General features: G+C 64.8%; 23 protein-coding genes. 13 read left to right on the plus strand and 10 right to left on the minus strand.

Features of this window, described 5'->3' with window-relative positions; genetic code table 11:
* Positions 1 to 2: 2 nt before the first annotated feature.
* From AC066Y_RS24500 to AC066Y_RS24525, 6 genes are all read left to right on the plus strand, one after another.
* Positions 3 to 1088, plus strand: a complete 1086-nt coding sequence (locus tag AC066Y_RS24500) for an ABC transporter ATP-binding protein (protein WP_176533190.1) — start codon at positions 3 to 5, stop codon at positions 1086 to 1088.
* Positions 1088 to 1990: a carbohydrate ABC transporter permease gene (locus AC066Y_RS24505; RefSeq protein ID WP_478276109.1), complete on the plus strand. Its 903-nt coding sequence runs from the start codon at positions 1088 to 1090 to the stop codon at positions 1988 to 1990. Before AC066Y_RS24500 ends, AC066Y_RS24505 begins: the two co-directional genes overlap by 1 nt.
* The gene (locus AC066Y_RS24510; protein ID WP_342729106.1) at positions 1990 to 2796 is read left to right on the plus strand and encodes a carbohydrate ABC transporter permease; all 807 of its coding nucleotides are present in this window, start codon (positions 1990 to 1992) and stop codon (positions 2794 to 2796) included. The genes AC066Y_RS24505 and AC066Y_RS24510 overlap by 1 nt, the downstream gene beginning before the upstream one ends.
* A 192-nt stretch (positions 2797 to 2988) precedes the next feature.
* Positions 2989 to 3315 carry a DUF2160 domain-containing protein gene (locus AC066Y_RS24515; RefSeq protein ID WP_097672938.1) on the plus strand — a complete coding sequence of 109 codons (327 nt, stop codon included), beginning with the start codon at positions 2989 to 2991 and terminating at the stop codon, positions 3313 to 3315.
* 109 nt (positions 3316 to 3424) lie between these two features.
* Complete coding sequence (locus AC066Y_RS24520) at positions 3425 to 5167, plus strand: ABC transporter substrate-binding protein (RefSeq protein ID WP_478276154.1); 1743 nt, start codon at positions 3425 to 3427, stop codon at positions 5165 to 5167.
* A 171-nt stretch (positions 5168 to 5338) separates the two neighbouring features.
* Positions 5339 to 6049: a hypothetical protein gene (locus AC066Y_RS24525; protein ID WP_456659515.1), complete on the plus strand. Its 711-nt coding sequence runs from the start codon at positions 5339 to 5341 to the stop codon at positions 6047 to 6049.
* Here the strand turns inward: AC066Y_RS24525 and AC066Y_RS24530 are convergent.
* Positions 6038 to 6850: a tetratricopeptide repeat protein gene (locus AC066Y_RS24530; RefSeq protein WP_478276110.1), complete on the minus strand. Its 813-nt coding sequence runs from the start codon at positions 6848 to 6850 to the stop codon at positions 6038 to 6040. The genes AC066Y_RS24525 and AC066Y_RS24530 overlap by 12 nt on opposite strands.
* Before the next feature lie 72 nt (positions 6851 to 6922).
* Positions 6923 to 8092: an FAD-dependent oxidoreductase gene (locus AC066Y_RS24535; protein WP_478276111.1), complete on the minus strand. Its 1170-nt coding sequence runs from the start codon at positions 8090 to 8092 to the stop codon at positions 6923 to 6925.
* Positions 8093 to 8165: 73 nt separating this feature from the next.
* Here AC066Y_RS24535 and AC066Y_RS24540 point away from each other — a divergent pair, with 73 nt between their 5' ends.
* Positions 8166 to 8639: a MarR family winged helix-turn-helix transcriptional regulator gene (locus AC066Y_RS24540; protein ID WP_478276112.1), complete on the plus strand. Its 474-nt coding sequence runs from the start codon at positions 8166 to 8168 to the stop codon at positions 8637 to 8639.
* 184 nt (positions 8640 to 8823) lie between these two features.
* On the opposite strand, the gene AC066Y_RS24545 is transcribed toward AC066Y_RS24540, so the two are convergent.
* The 4 genes from AC066Y_RS24545 to AC066Y_RS24560 form a co-directional block, all read right to left on the minus strand.
* Positions 8824 to 9927 carry an alkene reductase gene (locus AC066Y_RS24545; RefSeq protein WP_478276113.1) on the minus strand — a complete coding sequence of 368 codons (1104 nt, stop codon included), beginning with the start codon at positions 9925 to 9927 and terminating at the stop codon, positions 8824 to 8826.
* An 88-nt stretch (positions 9928 to 10015) separates the two neighbouring features.
* Positions 10016 to 10873 carry an SDR family NAD(P)-dependent oxidoreductase gene (locus AC066Y_RS24550; protein ID WP_478276114.1) on the minus strand — a complete coding sequence of 286 codons (858 nt, stop codon included), beginning with the start codon at positions 10871 to 10873 and terminating at the stop codon, positions 10016 to 10018.
* A 121-nt stretch (positions 10874 to 10994) separates the two neighbouring features.
* Entirely contained in the window at positions 10995 to 11498 is a 504-nt protein-coding gene (locus AC066Y_RS24555; protein ID WP_092124521.1) for a DUF1993 domain-containing protein, read from the minus strand.
* Between the two features lie 279 nt (positions 11499 to 11777).
* Positions 11778 to 13124 (minus strand): lytic murein transglycosylase, encoded by a 1347-nt coding sequence (locus AC066Y_RS24560; RefSeq protein WP_478276115.1) that lies wholly within the window; start codon positions 13122 to 13124, stop codon positions 11778 to 11780.
* A 184-nt stretch (positions 13125 to 13308) separates the two neighbouring features.
* Between AC066Y_RS24560 and AC066Y_RS24565 the strand changes: the two genes are divergently transcribed.
* A complete protein-coding gene (locus tag AC066Y_RS24565; RefSeq protein WP_478276116.1) occupies positions 13309 to 14961 on the plus strand; it encodes an ATP-binding protein in 1653 nt (550 codons plus the stop codon).
* Positions 14962 to 15193: 232 nt separating this feature from the next.
* On the plus strand, positions 15194 to 16126 hold the full coding sequence (gene htpX / locus AC066Y_RS24570; RefSeq protein WP_478276117.1) for a zinc metalloprotease HtpX: 933 nt from the start codon (positions 15194 to 15196) through the stop codon (positions 16124 to 16126).
* A gap of 205 nt (positions 16127 to 16331) precedes the next feature.
* Here the strand turns inward: htpX and AC066Y_RS24575 are convergent, their stop codons facing one another.
* From AC066Y_RS24575 to AC066Y_RS24585, 3 genes are all read right to left on the minus strand, one after another.
* On the minus strand, positions 16332 to 17282 hold the full coding sequence (locus AC066Y_RS24575) for an aldo/keto reductase (RefSeq protein WP_478276118.1): 951 nt from the start codon (positions 17280 to 17282) through the stop codon (positions 16332 to 16334).
* Between the two features lie 210 nt (positions 17283 to 17492).
* A complete protein-coding gene (locus AC066Y_RS24580) occupies positions 17493 to 17864 on the minus strand; it encodes a cupin domain-containing protein (protein WP_478276119.1) in 372 nt (123 codons plus the stop codon).
* Between the two features lie 300 nt (positions 17865 to 18164).
* A complete protein-coding gene (locus AC066Y_RS24585; protein ID WP_456758295.1) occupies positions 18165 to 18533 on the minus strand; it encodes an EF-hand domain-containing protein in 369 nt (122 codons plus the stop codon).
* 478 nt (positions 18534 to 19011) lie between these two features.
* On the opposite strand from AC066Y_RS24585, the gene AC066Y_RS24590 reads away from it, so the two are divergent.
* The 4 genes from AC066Y_RS24590 to AC066Y_RS24605 all read left to right on the plus strand — a co-directional run bounded on the left by AC066Y_RS24590 (position 19012) and on the right by AC066Y_RS24605 (position 21449).
* Positions 19012 to 19347, plus strand: a complete 336-nt coding sequence (locus tag AC066Y_RS24590; RefSeq protein WP_456758294.1) for a GYD domain-containing protein — start codon at positions 19012 to 19014, stop codon at positions 19345 to 19347.
* Positions 19348 to 19718: 371 nt separating this feature from the next.
* Positions 19719 to 20510 (plus strand): S1 family peptidase, encoded by a 792-nt coding sequence (locus tag AC066Y_RS24595; protein WP_478276155.1) that lies wholly within the window; start codon positions 19719 to 19721, stop codon positions 20508 to 20510.
* A 67-nt stretch (positions 20511 to 20577) separates the two neighbouring features.
* Positions 20578 to 21021: a hypothetical protein gene (locus AC066Y_RS24600; protein WP_478276120.1), complete on the plus strand. Its 444-nt coding sequence runs from the start codon at positions 20578 to 20580 to the stop codon at positions 21019 to 21021.
* 170 nt (positions 21022 to 21191) lie between these two features.
* Entirely contained in the window at positions 21192 to 21449 is a 258-nt protein-coding gene (locus AC066Y_RS24605; protein WP_478276121.1) for a high-potential iron-sulfur protein, read from the plus strand.
* A 31-nt stretch (positions 21450 to 21480) separates the two neighbouring features.
* Here the strand turns inward: AC066Y_RS24605 and AC066Y_RS24610 are convergent, their stop codons facing one another.
* Entirely contained in the window at positions 21481 to 22923 is a 1443-nt protein-coding gene (locus tag AC066Y_RS24610) for a helix-turn-helix domain-containing protein (RefSeq protein ID WP_212315602.1), read from the minus strand.
* Positions 22924 to 23119 lie beyond the last annotated feature (196 nt).

A 23119-nucleotide genomic window follows, 5' to 3' on the forward strand; every position in this document is an offset into this window, starting at 1 on the left:
CGATGGCTCGCATTGACCTCGTCGATCTCGCGCAATCCTACAGCGGCAATGACGCGCCGCTGGAATCCTTTGCGCTGAAGCCGGTGACGATGACCTGGCGGCAGGGCGGCGCCTATGCGCTGCTCGGGCCCTCCGGCTGCGGCAAGACCACGCTGCTGAACCTGATTTCCGGCATCGTGACGCCGTCGCGCGGCAAGATCCTGTTCGACGGCCAGGACATCACGCCGCTGTCGACGCAGAAGCGCAACATCGCGCAGGTGTTCCAGTTCCCTGTCATCTACGACACCATGACGGTCGGGCAGAACCTGGCCTTCCCGCTGAAGAACCGTGGCGTGGCAAAGGCCGAGGTCGATGCGCGGGTCAGGCAGATCGCCGATTTGCTCGACCTCACGCCGTACCTCAACCGCAAGGCGACGCGGCTCACCGCCGACGCCAAGCAGAAGATTTCGCTCGGTCGCGGCCTGGTGCGCTCCGACGTCGCCGCCGTGCTGTTCGACGAGCCGCTGACGGTGATCGATCCCGAGCTGAAATGGCAGCTGCGCTCGAAGCTAAAGGCGCTGCATCGCGAGCTCGACCTCACGATGATCTACGTCACCCACGACCAGACCGAGGCGCTGACCTTTGCCGATACCGTCGTCGTCATGCATGACGGCCGCGTGGTGCAGAGCGGCACGCCGGCCGAACTGTTCGACAAGCCGGCGCACACCTTCGTCGGCTACTTCATTGGCTCGCCCGGCATGAACATCGTGCCCGCCGAGGTCTCAGGCCACGAGGCGCGGATCGACGGCCATGTCATCGGGCTGCATCGAAACTATGGTGTGCTGCCGGCCGGCAAGAAGATCGAGATCGGCGTGCGGCCTGAATTTGTCGATGTCGCGGCACCCGCGTCGGGGCTGCTGTCGGCCACCATCGAGCGGATCGACGATCTCGGGCGCATCCAGTTCGCCCGCGTCCGCGTTGGCAACACCAAACTTGCGGCGCGCGTGCCGCCGGGCTTCTCGATCTCCGGCGATACCGCCGGCCTGATCTTCAATCCCGCCAACGTCCACGTCTATGCCGACAGCCATTTGGTCGAAGGGGTCGCCTGATGGACAAGACGATCAACCAGAAAGCCTGGTTCCTGGTGCTGCCGGTGTTCCTGGTGGTGGCGTTCTCGGCGGTGCTGCCGCTGATGACCGTCGTGAACTATTCGATGCAGGACACCTTCGGCAACAACCAGTTCTTCTGGAACGGCGTCGGCTGGTTCAAGGAGCTGCTCGATCCTTCGACCGATCTCGGCGGCCGCTTCCTGGCCTCGCTCGGCCGCAACCTGTTCTTCTCGGCCGTGATTCTTGCGATCGAGGTGCCGCTCGGCATCATCGTCGCGTTGTCGATGCCGCGCGAGGGCTGGAGCGTCGCGGCCTGCCTCGTCACCCTCGCATTGCCGCTGCTGATTCCGTGGAACGTGGTCGGCACCATCTGGCAGATCTTCGGCCGGCCCGATATTGGCCTGCTCGGTTATACGCTGAACCACCTCGGCTTCAACTACAACTACGTCTCCAACGACATCGACGCCTGGGTCACGGTGATCGTGATGGACGTCTGGCATTGGACAAGCCTGGTCGCGCTGCTCTGCTACGCCGGCCTGAAGTCGATCCCCGACGCCTATTATCAGGCGGCGCAGATCGACGGCGCTTCGCGCTGGGCGGTGTTCAAGGCGATCCAGCTGCCGAAGATGAACCGCGTGCTGCTGATCGCGGTGCTGCTGCGCTTCATGGACAGCTTCATGATCTACACCGAGCCGTTCGTGGTCACCGGCGGCGGCCCCGGCAACTCGACGACCTTCGTCTCGATCGAGCTCGTCAAGATCGCGCTCGGCCAGTTCGACCTCGGCAAGGCCGCCGCGCTCTCGCTGGCCTACAATCTCATCATCCTGATCGTGTGCTGGGTGTTCTACACCGTGATGACCAATGCCGGCAGCGAGCGTCCGGTCAAGGGAGGAGCGGCGTGATGCATTCGATCCCCGGCCGCCGCCTGATCATGGCGCTGTTCCTGATCTTTCTGCTGTTGCCGATCTACTGGCTCGTCAACATGAGCTTCAAGACCAACGCCGAGATCGTCTCGACGATGACGCTGTGGCCGCATACGCCGACGCTGCAGCACTACCGGCGCATCTTCACCGACGAGAGCTGGTATTCGGGCTACATCAACTCGCTGGAATACGTCGTCATCAACACCGTGATCTCGATCGCGGTGGCGTTGCCGGCAGCCTATGCGTTCTCGCGCTACCGCTTCCTCGGCGACAAGCACCTGTTCTTCTGGCTGCTGTCCAACCGCATGGCGCCGGCGGCGGTCTATGCGCTGCCGTTCTTCAACCTGTACTCGGCGATCGGCCTGTTCGATACGCCGTGGGCGGTTGCGCTCGCGCACTGCATCTTCAACGTGCCGCTGGCGGTGTGGATCCTCGAAGGCTTCGTCTCCGGCGTGCCGCGCGAGATCGACGAGACCGCCTTCCTGGATGGCTATTCGTTCCCGCGCTTCTTCATCAAGATCCTGGTGCCGCTGATCGCGAGCGGCATCGGCGTCGCCGCGTTCTTCTGCTTCATGTTCTCCTGGGTCGAGCTGCTGCTGGCGCGCACGCTGACATCGGTTGCCGCCAAGCCGATCTCCGCAGTGATGACGCGGACGGTATCGGCCGCCGGCATGGACTGGGGCCTGCTTGCCGCGGCCGGCGTGCTCACCATCATCCCCGGCGCACTGGTGATCTGGTTCGTCCGCAACTACATCGCGCGCGGCTTCGCGCTCGGCCGGGTGTGAGGGATGACGATGCGATCACGCTGCGGCAGCACAACGCCGGGTTTCGCCTCTCCCAAAGGGAGAGGTCGGATTTGGCGCAAAGCCGCAAATCCGGGTGAGGGGTTTCACTCTATCGATGGACCGTACCCCCTCACCGCAGCCCTCTCCCCATGGGAGAGGGGGCGCAGCATGCCGTACGGAAGGAGCTGAGACATGGACAGCATCGCATGGATGGCATGGACCTGGCCTACCGCGGTCTTCTTCGTGCTGCTTGCCTCTACGCTCGGGATGATGACCTGGCTCGCGATCGCCTATCCCGAGGCGGAGCGAGTCGGCGTGCTGCGCATTCCGACCACGCGCGGCGACCGCCTGTTCGTCTCGCTGGTGCTGGCGGCGGTGATCCACCTGCTGTGGATCGGCCTCGTCGGCACCGATCCGATTTTCACCCTGCCGATCGGTGAGGGCGTCGAGATTTCGAGCCTGTGGCTCGGAACGGTAATTTCGCTTCTTTCAGCCGTGGTGATTTTTCGCACCGTCTGAAGAACGCGAAAAAGAGCAGATCCGGGGTCTACCCGGGCCTGAATTTAGTCGCTGCAACCGGAGGAATCTAATGCGACATTTACGAATGACTAAAGATAAGCTTTTGACGATGACCAGCGCGGTCGCGCTCGTCGCAGCATCGGTCACGCTTGTCGCGCCGGCCCGCGCCGACGAGGCGGCCGCGAAGAAGTGGATCGACAGCGAATTCCAGCCGTCGACCCTCTCCAAGGACGACCAGATGAAGGAGATGCAGTGGTTCATCAAGGCCGCTGCCCCCTTCAAGGGCATGGAGATCAACGTCGTCTCCGAGACGCTGACCACCCACGAATATGAGTCCCGCACGCTCGCCAAGGCGTTCGAGGAGATCACCGGCATCAAGGTCAAGCACGACATCATCCAGGAAGGTGACGTCGTCGAGAAGATCCAGACCCAGATGCAGTCCGGCAAGAACGTCTATGACGGCTGGATCAACGACTCCGACTTCATCGGCACCCACTTCCGCTATGGCCAGGCCGTCGACCTGACCGAGTGGATGAAGGGCGAAGCCAAGGACGTCACCGATCCGATGCTCGACGTCGACGACTTCATCGGCAAGTCGTTCACCACGGCGCCGAACGGTCACCTCTATCAGCTGCCCGACCAGCAGTTCGCGAACCTCTACTGGTTCCGCTACGACTGGTTCACCAACCCGGACTACAAGGCCAAGTTCAAGGCCAAGTACGGCTACGATCTCGGCGTTCCGGTGAACTGGTCGGCCTATGAGGACATCGCCGAGTTCTTCACCAACGACGTCAAGGAAGTCAACGGCGTCCGCGTCTATGGTCACATGGACTACGGCAAGAAGGATCCCTCGCTCGGCTGGCGTTTCACCGACGCCTGGCTGTCGATGGCCGGCAACGGCGACAAGGGTCTCCCGAACGGCCTGCCGGTCGACGAATGGGGCATCCGCATGGAAGGCTGCCGTCCGGTCGGCTCGTCGGTCGAGCGTGGCGGCGACGTCAACGGTCCGGCGTCGGTCTATTCGATCGTCAAGTATCTGGACTGGATGAAGAAGTATGCTCCGCCGCAGGCACAGGGCATGACCTTCTCCGAGTCGGGTCCGGTGCCGTCGCAGGGCAACATCGCCCAGCAGATCTTCTGGTACACCGCCTTCACCGCCGACATGGTGAAGCCCGGTCTGCCCGTGATGAACGCGGACGGTACGCCGAAGTGGCGTATGGCTCCGTCGCCGCACGGCTCGTACTGGAAGGAAGGCATGAAGCTCGGCTACCAGGACGTGGGTTCGGCGACGCTTCTGAAGTCGACCCCGGTTGACCGCCGCAAGGCGGCCTGGCTCTATCTGCAGTTCATCGTGTCCAAGACGACGAGCCTGAAGAAGAGCCATGTTGGTCTCACCTTCATCCGTGAATCCGACATCTGGGACAAGTCGTTCACCGAGCGCGCGCCGAAGCTCGGCGGCCTGATCGAGTTCTACCGCTCGCCCGCGCGCGTGCAGTGGACTCCGACCGGCAACAACGTGCCTGACTATCCGAAGCTCGCTCAGCTCTGGTGGCAGAACATCGGCGATGCGTCGTCCGGTGCGAAGACGCCGCAAGCTGCGATGGACGCGCTCGCCGCGGCCCAGGATTCGGTGATGGAGCGTCTTGAGAAGTCAGGTGTGCAGGGTGCCTGCGGACCGAAGCTGAACAAGAAGGAAACCGCCGAGTTCTGGTACAAGAAGGCCGAGAAGGACGGCACCATCGCTCCGCAGCGCAAGCTTGCGAACGAGAAGCCGAAGGGCGAAACGATCGACTACGACACGCTGATCAAGTCGTGGCCGGCGACCCCGCCCAAGCGCGCCGAAGCGAAGTAAGGCGGCAAGGCGTACCAGCCCGCCATCCGCAGACTGCAAAAGGCCGGGAGCAATCCCGGCCTTTTTTGCTGGATCTGTGGCTGTGGAGACCGGTTCAGGATTGTGCTCAAATGACGCGATGAGATCATCATGCGTCTCCTTGTCATCGCATCATGATCGGGGAGTTTCGTCATGCGCATGACTTTTCGCTGCGACCCGCGGCTTGCCGATCATCTGCCGCGGCCGTTCCCGGCCCGCACCGCGTTGCCCGATTGGCTGCGTGCGATGCCGGCGAAGGCGCATTCCGACATCCACGACCGCGAGATCCGCACGGTCAAGCAATGCCCGCCCTTCGTCGATGCGATGGCCCATGGGGTCATGATCCCGCTGCCTTGCGATGTCAGGGTCGAGCGCGGCGCCTTCGCCTGGGATTGGGACATTCCGGAGCCGGCAACGCAGGGCCATCCGCGCGCGCCGCTCAGCTTTCATCCCGTCGCGCAATTCGCCGGCGCGCCGTTCGCCAACGGGCAGGCTGCGCTGAAATTCAACAGCTTCTGGACCATCGAGCTCGAGCCCGGCTGGTCGCTGTTCGCGACCCATCCGGTCAATCGCGACGACCTGCCATTCCGCGTGATCTCGGGGCTAGTCGACGCCGACCGGTTTCACGACGGCGGGATCAATTTCCCGGCGGTCTGGACCCAGCCTGATTTCGCCGGCGTGTTGCCGAAAGGGACGCCGGTCGTGCAATGCTTCGCAGTGCCGCGCGCGGCTCCCGAACTGGTGTTCGAAGCGTTCGACGATGCGCACCGTGAAGCCTATTCCAAGGTCGTCGGCGAGGTGTTGGCCGCACCCAATGTCTATCGCAAGCATTTCCGCGCCAAGCGCGGCCGGCTAGTGACCTAGCGCCGCACGCAGCGCGCGCTCATCGAGCCACAGCCGGCCGTGCGGGGCCGAGGTCAGCGCCATCGCGATCGATCCGAACAGCTGTGGACGCAAGGCATAGGCGCGCGCGAAGGCCTGCATCGCGGCGTCGGGCTCGCCGATCTCCTGCAGCGTGATCCCCAGATTGAGCGCGGCTTCGGCGTAATCCGGCTTGATCTTGAGCGCCTTGCGATAGGCGCGTGCGGCGCCGTCATGATCGCGCAGATCCTGCTTTGCGACACCGAGATCGAACCACACCGAGGCCGGCGCCGCGCTCGCGACAGCGCGCTCGAGCAGGCTCACCGCATCGGCGAGATTGCCATCTTCCCAGGCAAGCCGGCCGAGCCTCGCATTGGCTTCCTGATGCTCGGGGATGGCCTTGAGGATCGCCTCCCAGGCCTCGCGGGCCTGCACCTTGCGGCCGGCCAGCTCCAGCGTGCGTGCCTTCTCGACGAAGGCCTCGCGCTGCGGCTTGAGCGCGATGGCGCGGTCGAGATGCGTCAGTGCCGCATCGAATTCGCCGCCGCTGCGGGCGAGGCGCCCCGCGAGCAACCGCGCCGCCGCATTGTCCGGGCGCCGCGCCAGGCTGGTCTCGATATGCCTGCGGGCCGGTGCGATCTCGCCTTTGGCGAACAACACGGCGGCGAGCAGATGGCTCAGCATCGGCTCGCCGGGCTGGCGCGCAAGGCCGCGCTCGCAGAGCTCGATCGCTTCGCCATGCCGGCCGCCGTTGAATGCGGCGGTGGCGCGTCGAACAATATCCTCGGCGTTGTCCTTGCTCATTCCGTGCGCGACCGTCTTCAGGCTTGCTCGATGCGGTCCATGCTATGCGGCGCCGGAACTCATGACCAGCGCTTACCGCGTGGCGCAGTCGCCGGCTGCGGCACGCATCTGCATGTACGCCTGGTGGTGTGCCAGCGTCAGTTCCTGGCTGATATGCGACAGCTCGGTCGCGGCGGCTTCGGCGGCCTCGCCCGCGGGCTGGGCGACGCGCACGAACATCCCGGCCTCGTAGGCGCGAACGGCCTCGCGCCAATCCTTTGATCCCACCAGATGCGCCGCCAGCTCTACCGCATCCAGCATCGCAGCGTTGACGCCCTCACCGCCGAACGGCGACATCAGGTGCGCGGCGTCGCCGAGCAGGGTGATGCCTGGGCGATTGGTCCAATGATGCCCGACCGGCAGCGCGTGGATCGGCCGGAGCGCGAATTGATCACTGCTGGCGCGGAGCAGGTCGAGCAGGGCATCGGCCCATCCGGCGAATGCGCCGAGCAGCGCGTGACGCACCGCGGCCGGCGACGTGACGTCGAACCGCCGCTCGGCCCATTCAACGGGCCCGCGGAAGATCGCATAGCCGCGCAGATGCGCGTTGCCGTTGCGCAGGACCATCAGGCTGCGGCCGGTGCTCTCTGCACCCATCTTGCCGCGGCCGACCAGCTCCGACAGAGCAGGGTGCTGCGTGTCGACATCGTCGATGCCGAACTCGATGAAGGTCAGCCCGCTGTATTGCGGCTGATAGCGCGACACCAGCGGCCGCACCCGGGACCAGGCGCCGTCGGCGCCGATCACGAGATCGAACGGCCCTTCGCGCGCATCGTCGAAGACGAGATCGTAACGGCCGTCATCGCGCGGCGCGACCTCGCGCAGGCCGCGGCCCCAGGCTATGGCATCCGGCGGCAGCGATTGCAGCAGCAGGTCGCGCAGCGCCGTGCGGTCGACCTCCGGACGGTCGCCGGTCATGTCGTCATCCGCGAGCAGCAGCCGGCCATCGCTGGTGTAGAGCCTGCTGCCCTGATCCTCGTAGCGTGCGATACGCAGGAAGCCGTCGGTGAGCCCGGCGCGCGCCAGCGCCAGCTGCCCGCTCTCGGCGTGCAGGTCGAGCGTTCCGCCCTGCGGCCGCTCGGTTGCCGAGCTGTCTTGCTCGAACAGACACGTCTTGATCCCGGCAACGTGCAGCAGGCGGGCGAGCGTCAGACCGCCGGGGCCGGCGCCGACGATGGCAATGCGAATTGGATTCGGACTCATGGACACCACGCTCACAACATGGTACATAGTGGCCTATATAATCTAGATAGGCGCCTATGTAAATGGTGAGATCGTGACCGACTGGGACCTGTTCGATCGTCCGGCGCCGCTGGTCAACATGGCCTCGCGCAGCTTCCTCAGGCTCGGCGAACGGCGCGTGAAGCCGCACGGCTTCAGCATCGGGCAATTGCCGGTGATCTATCTGCTGCGCGACGGCAAGGCGATGTCACAGCGCGATCTGGCCCGCGCCGCCAAGGTCGAGCAGCCGTCGATGGCGCAAATCCTGGCGCGGATGGAGCGCGATGGCCTGGTGCAGCGGAGGCCGATGCCGGGCGATGGCCGCAGCCAGCTGGTGTCGCTGACCAAGGCGGCCAGGGCCAAACTGCCGGCCGCGCGCAAGGCGTTGCACCGCGATCAGGACCGTGCGCTGGCCGGTTTCAGCGCGGCCGAAGCCGCGACCCTGCTCGATCTGCTGCGGCGGCTCAATCGAAACCTCGACCGCATGGTGGCGGAGGAGGTGGAGAGCGGCGAGGCTGCCGAGGCATAGGTATCCAAATGCGTGCGCTCAATGAAGAAAGGCCGGGAGCGATCCCGGCCGTTTCTGTTTTCTCCGTTGTCATCGCCGGGCTTGACCGGGCGATCCAGTACGCCGCGGCGTCTCGATCAATCGCTGGCGTCTCTGGAATACTGGATGCCCCGCCTTCGCGGGGCATGACAGGCTTTGGTGTACGTTACTCCGCCGCTTCGGTCGCCTTCAGCGTCGGATAATCGGTGTAGCCCTTGGCGCCACCGCCGTAGAAGGTTGCCTTGTCCCAGTCGTTGAGCGGGGCGCCGGCCTTGAGCCGCTCGACCAGGTCGGGGTTGGAGATGAACGGCTTGCCGAACGCGATCAGGTCGGCAGCACCCGCCTCCAGCACCTTCTCCGCCAGCGCGAAGTCGTAGCCGTTGTTGGCGACATAGGCCTGCTTGAAGCGCTTGCGCAGCGAGGCGTAGTCGAACGGTGCGATGTCGCGCGGGCCGCCGGTCGCGCCCTCGATGACGTGGATATAGGTCAGCTTCAGCGCATTGAGCTGGTCGACAATGTAGTCGAACAGCGGTTGCGGATTGCTGTCGGAGACGTCGTTGGCCGGCGTCACCGGCGAGATGCGGATGCCGGTACGGTCGGCGCCGGCCTCCTTGGCGACTACCTTGGAAACCTCCAGCATCAGCTGGGCGCGTTTCTCGATCGAACCGCCATAGGCGTCGGTGCGCTTGTTGGTGCCGTCCTTCGCGAACTGGTCGAGCAGATAGCCGTTGGCGCCATGGATCTCGACGCCGTCGAAGCCGGCCGCCAGCGCATTCGCGGTGCCGCGCTTGAAATCCTCGATGATGGCAGGGATTTCCGACAGCTCCAGCGCGCGCGGCTCGGACACGTCGGCGAAGGTGCCGTTCACGAAGGTCTTGGTCTTGGCGCGGATCGCGCTCGGCGCCACGGGCGCGCCGCCGTTCGGCTGCAGCGAGGTGTGCGAAATACGGCCGACATGCCAGAGCTGGATGAAGATGTGGCCGCCGCGCTCATGCACGCGATCGGTGACCTTGCGCCAGGCCGCGACCTGTTCCTTCGAATAGATGCCGGGGGTGTCCTGATAGCCCTGGCCCTGCTGCGAGACCTGGCTCGCCTCGGTGATCAGAAGGCCGGCGGAGGCGCGCTGGCCGTAATAGTCCACCGCGAGCGGGCTTGGCACGAAGCTTCCGGGTTCGGCGCGGTTGCGCGTCAGTGGCGCCATCACGAAGCGGTTCGGCAGCGTCAGCGGGCCAAGCTTGTAGGGCTCGAGAAGTTTGGTCGGTTGGCTCATGTGAAATGGTTCCAGACAATGACGGATGAGGAGAGATTTGTGCATTGCCGCGACGAGCGCAATGGCCGGGATATGCTCAGTTTGCAGGCTAGCCACGCACGATTCCGCCCATGTGGCCGGCATCGAGGAACAGGGTGTGCGCGTTCACATAGGAGGATTCATTCGAAATCAGGAACAGCGCAGCATAGGCGACCTCCCAGCCAGTGCCCTGGCGGCCGAAAGGCACTGTCACGGCGCGGTCCGATCGCCTGCGGCTGGCATCGCGGCCCATCGGCGTGTCCATGAAGCCGGGCGCGATCACATTGCAGCGAATGCCCTTGTCCTCGCCGGCCCGCGCGATCGCCCGCCCAAGCGCGATCTGCGCCGCCTTGGAGGATTCATAGGCCGGGTTGCGCCCACCGGCGCGCTGGCTCGCCATCGAGGAGATCAGGATGATCGCGCCGCCCGGCGCCATCACCTCGAGCGCCTGCTGCGCGAACAGCATGTGGCTGCGCACATTGACGGCGTAGTCGCGGTCCCAGGCTTCCGCCGTCATCTTGGGCAGCGACAGGCCAGAGGAAATGCCGACATTCAGCGCCAGCCCGTCGAGCCCGCCGAGCTTTTGCGCGCAGCGTTCGACCGCGGGCGCGATCGCCGCGACGTCGGAGACATCGACCACATCGGTGAAGGCCTTGCCGCCTTCGCTTGTGATCTGCGCGACGGTGTCGTCGGCGGCGTCCTTGTTGACGTCGAGGCAGGCGACCGAGGCGCCTTCGCGTGCGAACAGCACGCTCATCGCGCGGCCGTTGCCGATCGGCGGCGCTTCATCCACGGTTGTGCGCTGTCCCGCGCCGACCACGATGATGCGCCGTCCGGCGAGGCGGCCGTGATTTTTCGCAAGCCCCAGCGATTCCGCATGCAGCGAGGCTGCGGGATCGATGGCTTTCGGCGCATGGGTGGTCGACATGGCGTGCTCCCTGACGTCTTGTTGTTGTCAGGGAGCAGTAGCACGGCCGGGCGTGCGAGGCGACGTGTCGCGCCGAAGCCTTGGCGAGAGGTGAGAAAATCCCGCCGCGGGGAATATCGCGTCAGCTCACGCCGAGGAAATCGCGCTTGCCGATCTCGACGCCGTTGTGGCGCAGGATGCCGTGCGCGGTGACGGCGTGGAAGTAGAAGTTCGGGAACGAGAAGGCGCTGACGAATTGCTGGCCCTTCAGGGTCATGGTGCGCTCGGCGCCGATCGGGAAGGTGACGTCCTTGGCGTCGGCGCCGTCGAACTGCTCCGGCTTGAACGATTTCACATAGTCGATCGTCTTCGCCAGCCGCTGTTTCAGTTCGCCGAAGCTCTTCTCGGTGTCGGGCGTCGACGGCACCTCGCTATGGGTCAGCCGCGCGCAGCCGCGTGCGGCGTGATCGCAGACCAGCTGCACCTGCTTGGTCAGCGGCAGCATGTCCGCATAAAGCCGCGATCCCAGCAGCACCTCGGGCGCGATCTTCTTCGCTTCGCAATGCGCCTCGGCCTTGGTCAGCTCGCCGGTGAGGCTGTTGAGGATCTGCAAGTATGCGGGGACGACGGCGTCATAAAAGGACATGTGGATGCTCTTTGTTCTGATGAAATCCGGATCTGCCGAACGGCGATGCTGCACATGGGGCCGCGAAGGGAAGAATACAACTGCGGACGGCTGTAACACTTGGTCAAATATTCTGCGTATGGTGCCGGATATTGGTCCGTCATCCTGAGGTGCGAGCCTCTTCGGCGAGCCTCGAAGGATGCACGGCCCGGCTGGTGGCCGTCGATCCTTCGAGGCTCGCTGCGCTCGCACCTCAAGATGACGGACCAAGAGTGGGCAGGCCGTTCGGCACGACGCCCCCTACCGCGTCGGCGGCATCGCGGCGTCTGCGGCCGGCTGCGTGCGGCCACCGCCGCGCATCCGCGCCAAGAGCTCCGCGGTCGGCCAGGAATCCGCCGGCAGGCCGTATTTCATCTGCATCGCCTTCACCGCGCTGCGGCTCGCCTGGCCGAGCACGCCGTCGATCTTGCCGACGTCGTAGCCGGCGCGCGCGAGAAGAGATTGCAGCTCCTTGATCTCGCCAAACGGCAGTTGCGCGACCGGCGCGTGCGGCCGCTGCATCGGCGGTGCGCCTGCGATGCGGCCGGCGAGATAACCGGCGGTGGTCGAATAGATCAGCGAGTTATTCCACTCGGTGTAGGCGGCGAAGTTTGGATAAGCGAGGAAGGCTGGTCCCATCCGGCCCATCGGCAACAGCAGCGAGGCCGGCATCTCGTCATTCGGCAGAGCCTTACCGTCGGTCAAGCTGACGCCGAGGGCTGCCCATTTCGAGCGCGGCAGCTTGATGGTGAGGTCGGCCTGGTCCCACGGAAAGTTTGCGGCCTGCGGCACGCGCACCTCCTGCAGCCACGGTTCGCCGCGCCGCCACTTCAATCCGTTGGCGATGTAGTTCGCGGTCGAGCCGATCACGTCGGGGCCGCTGGCGAGCAGGTTGCGATGGCCGTCACCATCGTAATCGACGCCATAGTTGAAATAGTGCGTCGGCAGGAATTGCGTCTGGCCGAGCTCGCCGGCCCATGAGCCGATCATCTCGTCGGGCGTCAGGTCGCCGCGCTCGATGATCTTCAGCGCCGCGATGGTCTCGCCCTGGAACATCTCCGAGCGGCGGCAATCATAGGCCAGCGACACCAGCGATTTCAGCGTCGGCAGATTGCCCATCTGGACGCCGAAATCGCTCTCCAGTCCCCAGAACGCGGCGATCACCGCCGGCGGCACGCCATACTCCTTCTCGGCGCGCGCGAACGCGGCCGCGTAGGTCCGGATGTATTGCTGGCCCTGCTGCATCCGGTAGTTCGCGGCCATGCGGCCGGCGAACTGGGTGAAGATCTGCCCGAACACGCGCTGGCCGCGGTCGCGGTTGACGATGCCCTGGTCGTAAACCAGGTAGGGCGCGGCCTCCGCGATCGTGCGCTGCGAGACGCCGGCGGCGACCGCCTTCTGCTTCAGCTCGGCGAGGAAGCGATCGAAACTCTGCCCGTTGTGGCAGGACGCAGCCCTTGGCGAAGCCACCGCGGCCGGGCGCGGCCTGACCGGAGCGGAGCCTGCGGGATTGGGCAGTGGCTGCTGCGCCTGACCCAGCGAGGAGAGCGCCAGCGCCCCCGCGATCGCTGCGATCATGATCGGGGCGCGGAGGGAGGATGCTGGCATCGATGTCACCGGCTGGGATAGGGGGATCAAGGCGCATCCTGCATACACCAGGGCGACACCGGGCAACAACGGGGGTGCCGCTGTTAGACCAATTGGGCTTCGGCAGGTTGAAGAGCCGCCGCTATGATCCGCAGGTGATTCGCGGGCAGGGGTGTCGGCGGATCGATCACGCCCGGAGGGACCCATGTGGAGTTTTCTCGAGCGTCTGTTGGATTCGTCGACGTTTTCGCCACACGGCATCTGCCTGTTGTGGGAGCCGGAGCTGATCTGGCTGCACGTGATTTCAGACGCGATCATTGCCGCTTCGTATTTCTCGATTCCGTTTGCGCTGGCGATCCTCGTCTCCAAGCGGCGCGACTTCCAGTTCGGCTGGATGGCCTGGCCGTTCGCCGCGTTCATCCTTGCCTGCGGCCTCACCCATGTGTTCTCGATCTACACGCTGTGGGTGCCGATCTACGGCCTCGAAGGAATCGTCAAGGCGCTCACCGCTGTCGCCTCGATCTTCACCGCGGTGCTGCTCTGGCCGCTGATCCCGAAAATTCTGGCGATCCCGACCGAGCAACAGCTGCGCGAGGCGCATGTCGCGCTCGCCGAAGAGGGCCGGCAGCGCCAGCGGTCGGATTTGCTGCTCGAGCGTTTCCGCGAGGCCGAGGTCAATGAGAGCAAGATCCGCCAGGCGCAGAAGATGGAAGCGGTCGGCCAGCTCACCGGCGGCATCGCGCACGACTTCAACAACATCCTCACCGTCATCACCGGCACCATCGACATCCTGGCCGAGGCGGTCGCCCACAACCGCCAGCTCACCGAGATCACCAGTCTGATCCGCGACGCCGCCGAGCGCGGTGCGTCGCTGACGCGGCATCTGCTGGCCTTCGCGCGCAAGCAGCCGCTGCAGCCGAGCGATGTCGACGTCAATGCGCTGATGCTCGACACCATCGAGCTGCTGCGGCCGACCATCGGCGACCATGTCGATATCGATTTTCGCCCTATGCCGGATTTGCCGCGTGCGCTGGTCGATTCCAACCAGCTGGTTACCGCGATCATCAATCTGGCGCTGAACGCGCGCGATGCGATGCCGAAGGGCGGCCGACTGCGGATCGAGACCTGTACCGCCGAGCTGAAGCCATCAGACGTGCACGGCCATGACGGACTTGCCGCCGGCGACTACGTCGCGATCGCGCTGATCGACAACGGCCAGGGCATCGCGGAAGCCGATCTGGCAAAGGTGTTCGAGCCGTTCTTCACCACCAAGGACGTCGGCAAGGGCACCGGCCTCGGGCTTTCCATGGTCTACGGCTTTGTCAAGCAGTCCAACGGCCACATCGCGCTCGACAGCGAGGTCGGCCGTGGCACTAGGGTGATGCTCTATCTGCCGCGCGCGGCGGTGCTCTCGCCGGCCGTGTTACCCGAGCGGCGGCAGCCGGAGCTGCGCGGCGCGCAGGAAATCGTGCTTGTCGTCGAGGACGACAGGCTGGTGCGCTCCTACGTGCTGACCCAGATCGAGAGCCTCGGCTACACCACGCTGTCGGCCAACAATGGCGGCGAAGCGCTCGCCGTGCTCGACAGCGGCGCGCCGGTCGATCTGTTGTTTACCGACGTCATCATGCCCGGCGCGATGAACGGGCGCGACCTCGCCACCGAAGCGCAGAAGCGGCGCCCCGGCCTGCGCGTGCTGTTCACGTCGGGCTACACTGATGACGCCATCGACCAGGACGGCAAGCTCGAGCAGGGCATCCTGTTCCTGGCCAAGCCCTACAGCCGCGCCCAGCTCGCCCGGATGCTGCGGGTCGCGCTGCGCGAGCAGGAGACCGCGCGCGCGCAGGAGCCGGCGGAGTAGGCAGGCTTGCGTAGCCCGGATGAGTGAAGCGATATCCGGGGGCATTGTTCCCGCATGTCGCTTCGCTCATGCGGGCTACGGACTCATCCGGGCTACGGCAATCGACATGACCAATCGGTAATCCGCACCGCGTCGCTGCGACGCACGCCTTCCCCTTGCGGCTTCAGCGGCAAAATCCCTACCTCAGCGGCGTCAGTTGTGGCAGCATTCCGCTCGCCGTGAGGGAACCACGATGAATTATTTCCGCACCGCGCTCCTGCTTGCCGGCCTCACCGCGCTGTTCATGGGCGTCGGCTATCTGATCGGCGGCGGCACCGGCGCCGTGATCGCGCTGATCGTCGCGGCTGCGACAAACCTGTTCACCTACTGGAATTCCGACCGCATGGTGCTGTCGATGTACGGCGCCCATCAGGTCGATGCGCGTTCGGCGCCGGACCTTTACAATCTCGTCGCCGAACTCGCGCAGCGTGCCGCGCTGCCTATGCCGCGTGTGTTCGTGATGGACGAGGCGCAGCCGAACGCGTTCGCGACCGGCCGCAATCCGGAGAACGCCGCGGTTGCCGTCACCACTGGCTTGATGCAGCAGCTCAGCCGCGAGGAGCTCGCCGGCGTGATCGCGCACGAGCTTGCGCACATCAAGCACCACGACACACTGACCATGACGATCACCGCGACGATCGCCGGTGCGATCTCGATGCTGGCGCAGTTCGGCATGTTCTTCGGCGGCAACCGCAACAACAACGGCCCCGGCATCGTCGGCTCGATCGCGATGATGATCCTGGCGCCTCTCGGCGCCATGCTGGTGCAGATGGCGATCAGCCGCACCCGCGAATACGCCGCCGACAATTTTGGCGCGCGCATCGTCGGGCAACCGATGTGGCTGGCGTCCGCGCTCGCGAAGATCGAGAATTCAACGCATCAGGTGCCGAACATGGAAGCCGAGCGCAATCCGGCCACCGCGCACATGTTCATCGTCAACCCGCTATCGGGTCATGGCGTCGACAACCTGTTCGCGACCCACCCCTCGACCGCGAACCGCATCGCCGCGCTGCAGCAGCTCGCCGCCGAACTCGGCACCCAGACCGCGCCACGCCCGGCCGGCGCCAGCTATCCGCCGCGCAGCCCGTGGGGCGGTGCCTCGGGCCAGCGCGGGCCATGGGGCTAGGGCGAGATGAGGCTAGGCTGAATAGCAGCCGCAAGGCGGTGTGCTCCCTCGCCCCGTTCTTACGGGGAGAGGGTTGGGGTGAGGGGCTGTCTCCGCATATTCGGTGATAGCTATATTTGCGGAGACTCCCCCTCACCCGGACCGCATCTGACGATGCGTTCCGACCTCTCCCCGTACGCGGGGCGAGGTGAAGTGAATCGCGCCGCTACGCGCTCGCGGCGTCCAGCCGCTCGACCTGCCCCTTGCTCAGCTCGAGCCTCGCCGCAGCCACAAGCGTCGCGACCTGCTCGGGCTTGGTGGCGCTGGCAATCGGTGCGGTGATGCCGGGCTTGGCCATCAGCCAGGCGAGCGCGACGGCTGCGAGTTCGGCGCCGGTTTCCGCGGCGACCTCGTCGAGACCGGCGAGAATCCGCCTGCCGCGCGGGTTCATGTATTTCGGAATGCTGCGCGCGCCGCGCGGGCTCTTGGCGAAGTCGCTCTCCGAGCGGTACTTGCCGGTCAGGAATCCGGCGGCGAGGGAGAAGAACGTGATCACGCCGACGTCGTTCTCCACACAGATGCGTTGCAGCGCGCCTTCGTAGCTCGATCGCTCCGCCAGGCTGTATTCCGGCTGCATGCTCTCGTAGCGCGGCAGCCCGTTGGCTTTGGAAATATCCAGCGCGCTCTTGAGCCGCTCCGCCGAGAAATTCGAGGCGCCGATCGCCCTGATCTTGCCGGCCTTGATCAATTTGTCATAGGCCGCGAGCGTCTCTTCCTGCGGGGTGGTCTCATCGTCCTTGTGGGACTGGTAGAGGTCGATGGTGTCGGTCTGCAGCCGCCGCAGCGAGTCCTCGACGGCGCGCGCGATGCAGTCCGGCTTCAGCCCGACATTGCCGCCTCCCATGTCCATGCCGACCTTGGTGGCGAGGATGATGCGGTTGCGGTTGCCGCGCGCCTTCATCCATTTGCCGATGATCGTCTCGGACTCGCCGCCTTGATGGCCAGGCACCCAGCGCGAATAGACGTCGGCCGTATCGAGGAACGTCAGTCCATGCTCCAGCACGGTGTCGAGCAGGCGAAACGACGACGCCTCGTCCACCGTCCAGCCGAACACATTGCAGCCGAAGCAGAGGGGAGGGACGGTGAGGCCGGAGCGGCCGAGCGCGCGATGCTTCATGAGTGTTCTTTCTCTTGTTCTTGACGGGAGGCGCGGGACACTGAGGCAGAACGAGCTTGGTTGCAAGACGCCGGTCGGCATCAAGGGCATCGGGAACGGGCAGCGCTGCCGGCCGAGCCTGGCCGGCAGCGCTGTGTATCAATGTCGTGTGTCAATCCTTCAATTGACAGGCCGACGGATTGCCGCCGGGCTTCCGCTGGCGATTCCCCGCTACTTGCGTTCGACGAAGATCGCCTGGCAGTCGGCACTGCTGATGTTCTCGGCGGTATGGGAAACCACAATTGGCCCGGCAAACGCCGTGCCGGCCTTGCTGGGACTGTCGCGGGTGGACCCGTCGGCATTGTGCAGGCGAATGGTACAGTCGGTCAGCGGATAGACCACGAACGGCACCGGGTGAGAATGCGGCTTGTCCGTCGTGCCCTTCTTCCAGGTCGCGGCAATGACGCGGAAGTTCTGATCCTCGAAGATCACCTTGTAGGTTTCGGGATCGCCCTGATAGCTCGGCGGAGTATCCGCGGCCGCGCCCGCAGAGACTGCCGCAAACAATCCAACAATCGAGAAACCCAATGTACGAAAATTCATATCGGAAAGCTCCCTATTCCAATCAGGCTAAACGCTCGGCAATGAGCGCAGCGGAGCCTTAGCACGGGATTGGTATCGCGCCGAGACTCATTGCGTCCTCCCGCACCAGCGGGGCATTATTTTGCGAATTCGGGCGGCGTAACGCGAGGTCGCGCGGATATCGCGGGCGACGGCGCTTGGCCGAGGCCTGCGTCTGCTCAATCGCGCTCGGGACCGGCAGGCGATATGGCCCGCCGGCGAACATGCATTGGTCGGACGACACGGTTCTGATCGCAGCTCATGGCCGCAGCGGCAAGCTGGTCACCGCGCGCCATGGATGAACGCTTGCATCTCCTCCAGCGTCAACTTGCCGTCTTTGTTGGCGTCCATTGCCTTGAAGATCCGTTCGTGAGCGGCCTGGAACTCCTGCAGCGAAATGGTCCCGTCGCCGTCGGCGTCCATCAGCGCAAACATCATGCGCATCATGACAGGTGACGCCATCATGCCGTGCCCCATCATGTGTCCACCCATCATGCCTTCGTGCCCCATCATGCCCGCGCCGTCGTGGTCGATGGGATGCGATTGCATTTGTTGGATGTCCGGCCGGTGCATCTGATCCTGTGCCGAGGCAGCGACGGTACCGTAGGCCAGGATGAGCGCAGATGTTAGTCCCAAGATGTACCCGTGCATTGAAACCTCCGCGAAAGGGTGGCCGCCGTGCGATCATTGTGTCACGACGATGTAATTGTATCACTTGCTAGCAAAGTGACCGATCACAGTGTTTGCGATGGCTCAAATGATATGAACCGGCGCCATTGCGGTGTCCGGTTTGCGACAGGGGCAGCAGCTATCGGAAGCGGCGGCGTCCCCGAGCTCGTGCGGCCATCGATCGCGCTTGCTCTTGCTTCAGGTCAGGCAGGCTGTCCTTCGGTGCGCAACAAACCTTCGGGGTGACCGGCGCGCAGCTCAGGAACGCGATTTCATTTGTCCGGCATTTGATGTAGTTTGTGCGGCAAGCTGCCATCGGTCGCGCCGAAATCCGAAGAATGAGCGGCAGCGTTACTGGCCATCGGCAGGCCATTTCTCTTGCATTTTCATTCCGAAATCTTCTGCCCGGGCCGCGCCCGGGTGCATGCCCTTTTCATTCCAGCCAATCGGAGCAATTGCCATGCATTTCTGCTTCTCGGGTGAATATACGCCGCGCGCTCTCAACAGCATCATGGAGAATCCGACGACCAATCGATATGAGGCTGCGCGGAAGTTGATCGAGTCGGCCGGCGGCAAATTGATTTCGATGTACAGCACGGCGGCCGATGGCCCCGGCGTGATGGTGATCTTCGACGTGCCCGATCCGAGTGTCGCACCCGCGATCAGCGGCGTGGTCTTGGCGGCCGGCACCATGCAGAATGTGCGGCTGGTCCGGCTGTTCACCCAGGATGAGATCAAGGTGGTGCGCCAGCACGCGGGCAAGCTCAAGGCCGCCTACTCGCCTCCGGGAAGCTAGCAGGCACGGACGACGAAACGCGGCGCAGATCGATCTGACGACCGCGGTCACTCGCGCGCGGCGGCGCTTCGCAGCGTCCCGCGTGGAGACGAGGGCCGTTGAGTGCCGCCGATCCGGGGCGTTCAACGGATGGGCAGTCGCTCGGGCGGATGTCGCGCGCGCATGCCGGCTCGCAAGCCCCGGCCGGTTGTGCCGTCGCATGACGTCCGCCGCCTCGTTCAGCACGGCGCGCCTCATCCTGCGTCGAGTCCTCTTCATCCGCCTTTGAGTGCGGTGTATGTACAGACGTTGCCGGTGATTTGCGTGGCGGCGTCGAAGGGCGGGCTTGGGGTCTGCGGGGTTGGGGTCTGAAGGTGCATCACTTGGTTTCGATGTTGGGTGCGGCGTCGACGGCGCGCGCGAAATTGCCTGTACGCACGGTTCGGCTGGCTTGCGGTATTGCGATCGGCTGCGCCGTGATTGGCTTCACGCCGCAGTGGGCGGCGGCGCAGGTGCCATTCTCCCCGTTTCAACCGGTGCGACAGATGGAGGCTGCGAAGCCGCTGGCGCGTGATGTCACTGGTCCGCCGGCCGCCAGCCAGCGGCTCGACGGCACCGCATTCTTTGTCGACGATCTCGGCCACATGCTGACCGCGCGTCACGCGGTCGCGGATTGCGCCCGCATCGTCGTCAGCAAGGAGGGGCGGGCCGTCGCGGCGCGCGTGGTGGCGCTGGCCGCGAGCGACATCGCATTGATCAAGGTGCCGCGCACATTGGGTCTCGCAGCGGTCTTCCCGCGCGCCAATACGTCCGTCGCCAACGACATGGTGTTTGCCGAGGCCTATGACCGCCTGAAGCCGATGCTCGCGGATGGCGGATCGCTCGGCAATGCGTTCGTCGATACCACCCTGCGCGATCCCGAGCACCTTGTGCTGCGCTCGAATGTCACCTTCGGCACCAGCGGCGCGCCGGTGCTGGATTCCCGTGGCCTCGTCGAAGGGGTGGTGAGCCGCAGGACCACGATCGATCGCGTGCTGGCGGTCGATGCCGTGCACGCCAAATCCTTTCTTGCCGCGCATGGCGTACGCTTCCAGGAGGACGACCGGCCGCAGATGAGCGGCACCGCCTCCCGCGCGCATCGCGCCGCCAGCATCTCGGCACGCGTCACATGCCTGCAACAATGAACGATTAGTTGCTGCAAGCGCCAATACTCTGGCGTTGTCCTGTCAGCCGGCTGTCCGCGGTCAACCCTTGTCCAGAACCATTCTCATCTTGCGGGGCACGCTCGCGCTCTCGTTCGGCCTCTTGATCCTGTCCCCAGCGCCGGGCCACGCTCAAGACGCCAACTTTCGCAATCCGGAACAGGCGCCGCCGTCATGGGCGCAGTTTGCCAAGCTGGTCAAATACCGGTTCGAGGAATGGATCGCGGCCGACGAGACGGTTGCCAATCGCTTCCGCAACTGGGTCATCGAGCATTCCGGCAAGGAGAACGGGCCGCCGCCGACGCTCGTGGTGCGGGCCTGGCTCAATCCGGACGGCACCGTCGAGCGCGTCACGTTTCCGGCGCTCAATGACGCCGGCGCGACCGAGGACCTGCGCACCATCCTGAAGCGCGGCAATGTCGGCGAGGCGCCGCCGCCCGAAATGTTGCAGCCGCTCAACCTGCGCTTCTCGCTCAATCTGCGAAAGCCCTGAGCAACAAATTCGGTGTCGTCCCTGCGAAAGCAGGACCCATAACCACAAATGCCTGTTGTTGTGCGATACGTAATCCACGAGTCCCATTTACAATGCTTGCTGCGGAGTATGGGTCCCGGCCCCCGTGCGCAACCGCGCACCAGGCCGGGACGACGCATGGGGTGAACACCATGGCCAAACAACAGATCGGACGTTCACGGCGTGCCGTCATCGGCGCCGCCATCGCAGGAATTCCCGCGACACTTCTGCTGCGAACCGCGACGGCTTCCGACAAGATGACCAAACCGCAGGCCGAATATCGGGACACGCCGAACGGCATCTACTCCTGCGGGCTGTGCACGCTGTTCGTCGCGCCCGACGGCTGCAAGGTGGTGGAGGGTGCCATCAGCAAGGACGGCTGGTGCAAGGCCTTTGCAGCGGTGGATTGAGTCTTGCGCCTGCAGGGAACGTAGCGTCGCGTCACAGCTCCCGTGCATTCGAGAATGCGAACGACGACACCCGCCGCGTGGTCTCGTCCAGGATCAGGCTGCGCGTGATCGGCGGCTCGGCACGCTGGCTGCAGTTTTCGCGCTCGCAGAGCCGGCAGTTGACGCCGATCGGCGTGCCCTCGACCTTCTCCAGATCCATGCCGGTCGCATAGACGAGCTTGGCCGCATGACGGATCTCGCAGCCGAGCCCGATCGCAAAACGCGGCTGCGGCTGCGGATAGGGCGCCACCGGCCGCCGCACCGTCTGCGCGATCGAGAAGTAGCGCGTGCCGTCCGGCAGCTCGATCACCTGGCTCAGCAGGCGGTCGGGCATGTCGAAGGTCGAATGCACGTTCCAGAGCGGGCAGGTGCCGCCGAATTTGGAGAACGGGAAGGTGCCGGAGGAAAACCGCTTCGACACGTTGCCGGCATTGTCGACGCGCAGCAGGAAGAACGGCACGCCGCGCGCGTTCGGCCGCTGCAGCGTGGTGAGGCGGTGGCAGACCTGCTCGAAGCCGGCATTGAAGCGCTGCGCCAGCACGTGGACGTCGTAGCTCAAGGCCTCGGCCGCGGAATGAAATGCCTGATAGGGCATCATCGCGGCCGCCGCGAAATAATTGGCGAGCGTGATGCGGTACAGCCGGCGCGCGGTGTCGTCGAGCGGACCGGCGCGGCTGACGATCGCGTCGATCGCGGCGCCGCATTCGACAAAGCCGATCTGCAGCGCGAGCTGGAAGCTGCGGCCGGCACTGTCGACCAGTTCGGAGATCAAGAGCTGACGGCGATGGCGGTCGAAACGGCGCAGCGTCTCGCGCATCACGTCGACCGGCATGACGCGGGTGACGATCGAATGTTTTTCGCGCAAGCGCGTGGCGAGTGCCGTGAACAGGCCTTCGGTCGGCACGTTGAGCTCGTCGCGCAGATTTTCCGCCGCGGTCTCGAGCTCCGGGAAATAGTTGCGGTTGGCCTCGATCAGGTCGCGTACCCGCTCGATCGGGTTGGCGTCGAACTGCGAGCCTTCGCGATCGGCCATCTGCGCCGCCACCAGCGTCTCGCCGCGGCGCGCCTCGGTATAGGCGGCGTAAAGCCGCTGCAACGCATGCGTCACGCCGGGGCACAGCTCGGCGAGGTCGCGCAGTTCCTGCTTCGGCAGGTCGATCTGGCGGAACAGGGGATCGGAGAAGATCTCGTTGAGTTCCGCGAAGAAGCGGTCCTCGTCTGCGGTGGCGAGGTCACGCAGATCGAGGTCGTAGGTCTCGGCCAGCCGCAGCAGGATCTGCGCCGTCACCGGGCGCTGGTTGCGCTCGATCAGGTTGATGTAGGAGGGCGAGATGCCGAGCCCCTCGGCGATCTGGGTCTGCGACAGCCCCAATTGCTGGCGGATCCGCCGAAAGCGCGGACCGACGAACAGTTTCTTTCCGGACTCGCCCGGCATGACAGCTTTCCTGACCCATTTTGTGACAAAATTTACAAATCGACATTTATTACAAGTTCAGATGTTACATGGCATCACAAATAAAAAACAAGGCACTGTACGAACTTCCGGTTTTCGCGTTTATCTCCTGACACGCGCTTCGCGATGCTCTGTCAAGAATGTCGATATGACGAGCAGGTCGCGGGGAACAGAATTC

This window comes from Bradyrhizobium sp. USDA3010 (assembly GCF_056429065.1).

What these genes read in the sequence shown, in the direction of transcription:
- AC066Y_RS24500 (WP_176533190.1), top strand. Translation starts at nt 3, where the DNA reads ATGGCTCGCATTGACCTCGTCGATCTCGCGCAATCCTACAGCGGCAAT.
- AC066Y_RS24505 (WP_478276109.1), top strand. Translation starts at nt 1,088, where the DNA reads ATGGACAAGACGATCAACCAGAAAGCCTGGTTCCTGGTGCTGCCGGTG.
- AC066Y_RS24510 (WP_342729106.1), top strand. Translation starts at nt 1,990, where the DNA reads ATGCATTCGATCCCCGGCCGCCGCCTGATCATGGCGCTGTTCCTGATC.
- AC066Y_RS24515 (WP_097672938.1), top strand. Translation starts at nt 2,989, where the DNA reads ATGGACAGCATCGCATGGATGGCATGGACCTGGCCTACCGCGGTCTTC.
- AC066Y_RS24520 (WP_478276154.1), top strand. Translation starts at nt 3,425, where the DNA reads ATGACCAGCGCGGTCGCGCTCGTCGCAGCATCGGTCACGCTTGTCGCG.
- AC066Y_RS24525 (WP_456659515.1), top strand. Translation starts at nt 5,339, where the DNA reads ATGCGCATGACTTTTCGCTGCGACCCGCGGCTTGCCGATCATCTGCCG.
- AC066Y_RS24530 (WP_478276110.1), bottom strand. Translation starts at nt 6,850, where the DNA reads ATGAGCAAGGACAACGCCGAGGATATTGTTCGACGCGCCACCGCCGCA.
- AC066Y_RS24535 (WP_478276111.1), bottom strand. Translation starts at nt 8,092, where the DNA reads ATGAGTCCGAATCCAATTCGCATTGCCATCGTCGGCGCCGGCCCCGGC.
- AC066Y_RS24545 (WP_478276113.1), bottom strand. Translation starts at nt 9,927, where the DNA reads ATGAGCCAACCGACCAAACTTCTCGAGCCCTACAAGCTTGGCCCGCTG.
- AC066Y_RS24550 (WP_478276114.1), bottom strand. Translation starts at nt 10,873, where the DNA reads ATGTCGACCACCCATGCGCCGAAAGCCATCGATCCCGCAGCCTCGCTG.
- AC066Y_RS24555 (WP_092124521.1), bottom strand. Translation starts at nt 11,498, where the DNA reads ATGTCCTTTTATGACGCCGTCGTCCCCGCATACTTGCAGATCCTCAAC.
- AC066Y_RS24560 (WP_478276115.1), bottom strand. Translation starts at nt 13,124, where the DNA reads ATGCCAGCATCCTCCCTCCGCGCCCCGATCATGATCGCAGCGATCGCG.
- AC066Y_RS24565 (WP_478276116.1), top strand. Translation starts at nt 13,309, where the DNA reads ATGTGGAGTTTTCTCGAGCGTCTGTTGGATTCGTCGACGTTTTCGCCA.
- htpX (WP_478276117.1), top strand. Translation starts at nt 15,194, where the DNA reads ATGAATTATTTCCGCACCGCGCTCCTGCTTGCCGGCCTCACCGCGCTG.
- AC066Y_RS24575 (WP_478276118.1), bottom strand. Translation starts at nt 17,282, where the DNA reads ATGAAGCATCGCGCGCTCGGCCGCTCCGGCCTCACCGTCCCTCCCCTC.
- AC066Y_RS24580 (WP_478276119.1), bottom strand. Translation starts at nt 17,864, where the DNA reads ATGAATTTTCGTACATTGGGTTTCTCGATTGTTGGATTGTTTGCGGCA.
- AC066Y_RS24585 (WP_456758295.1), bottom strand. Translation starts at nt 18,533, where the DNA reads ATGCACGGGTACATCTTGGGACTAACATCTGCGCTCATCCTGGCCTAC.
- AC066Y_RS24590 (WP_456758294.1), top strand. Translation starts at nt 19,012, where the DNA reads ATGCATTTCTGCTTCTCGGGTGAATATACGCCGCGCGCTCTCAACAGC.
- AC066Y_RS24595 (WP_478276155.1), top strand. Translation starts at nt 19,719, where the DNA reads ATGTTGGGTGCGGCGTCGACGGCGCGCGCGAAATTGCCTGTACGCACG.
- AC066Y_RS24605 (WP_478276121.1), top strand. Translation starts at nt 21,192, where the DNA reads ATGGCCAAACAACAGATCGGACGTTCACGGCGTGCCGTCATCGGCGCC.
- AC066Y_RS24610 (WP_212315602.1), bottom strand. Translation starts at nt 22,923, where the DNA reads ATGCCGGGCGAGTCCGGAAAGAAACTGTTCGTCGGTCCGCGCTTTCGG.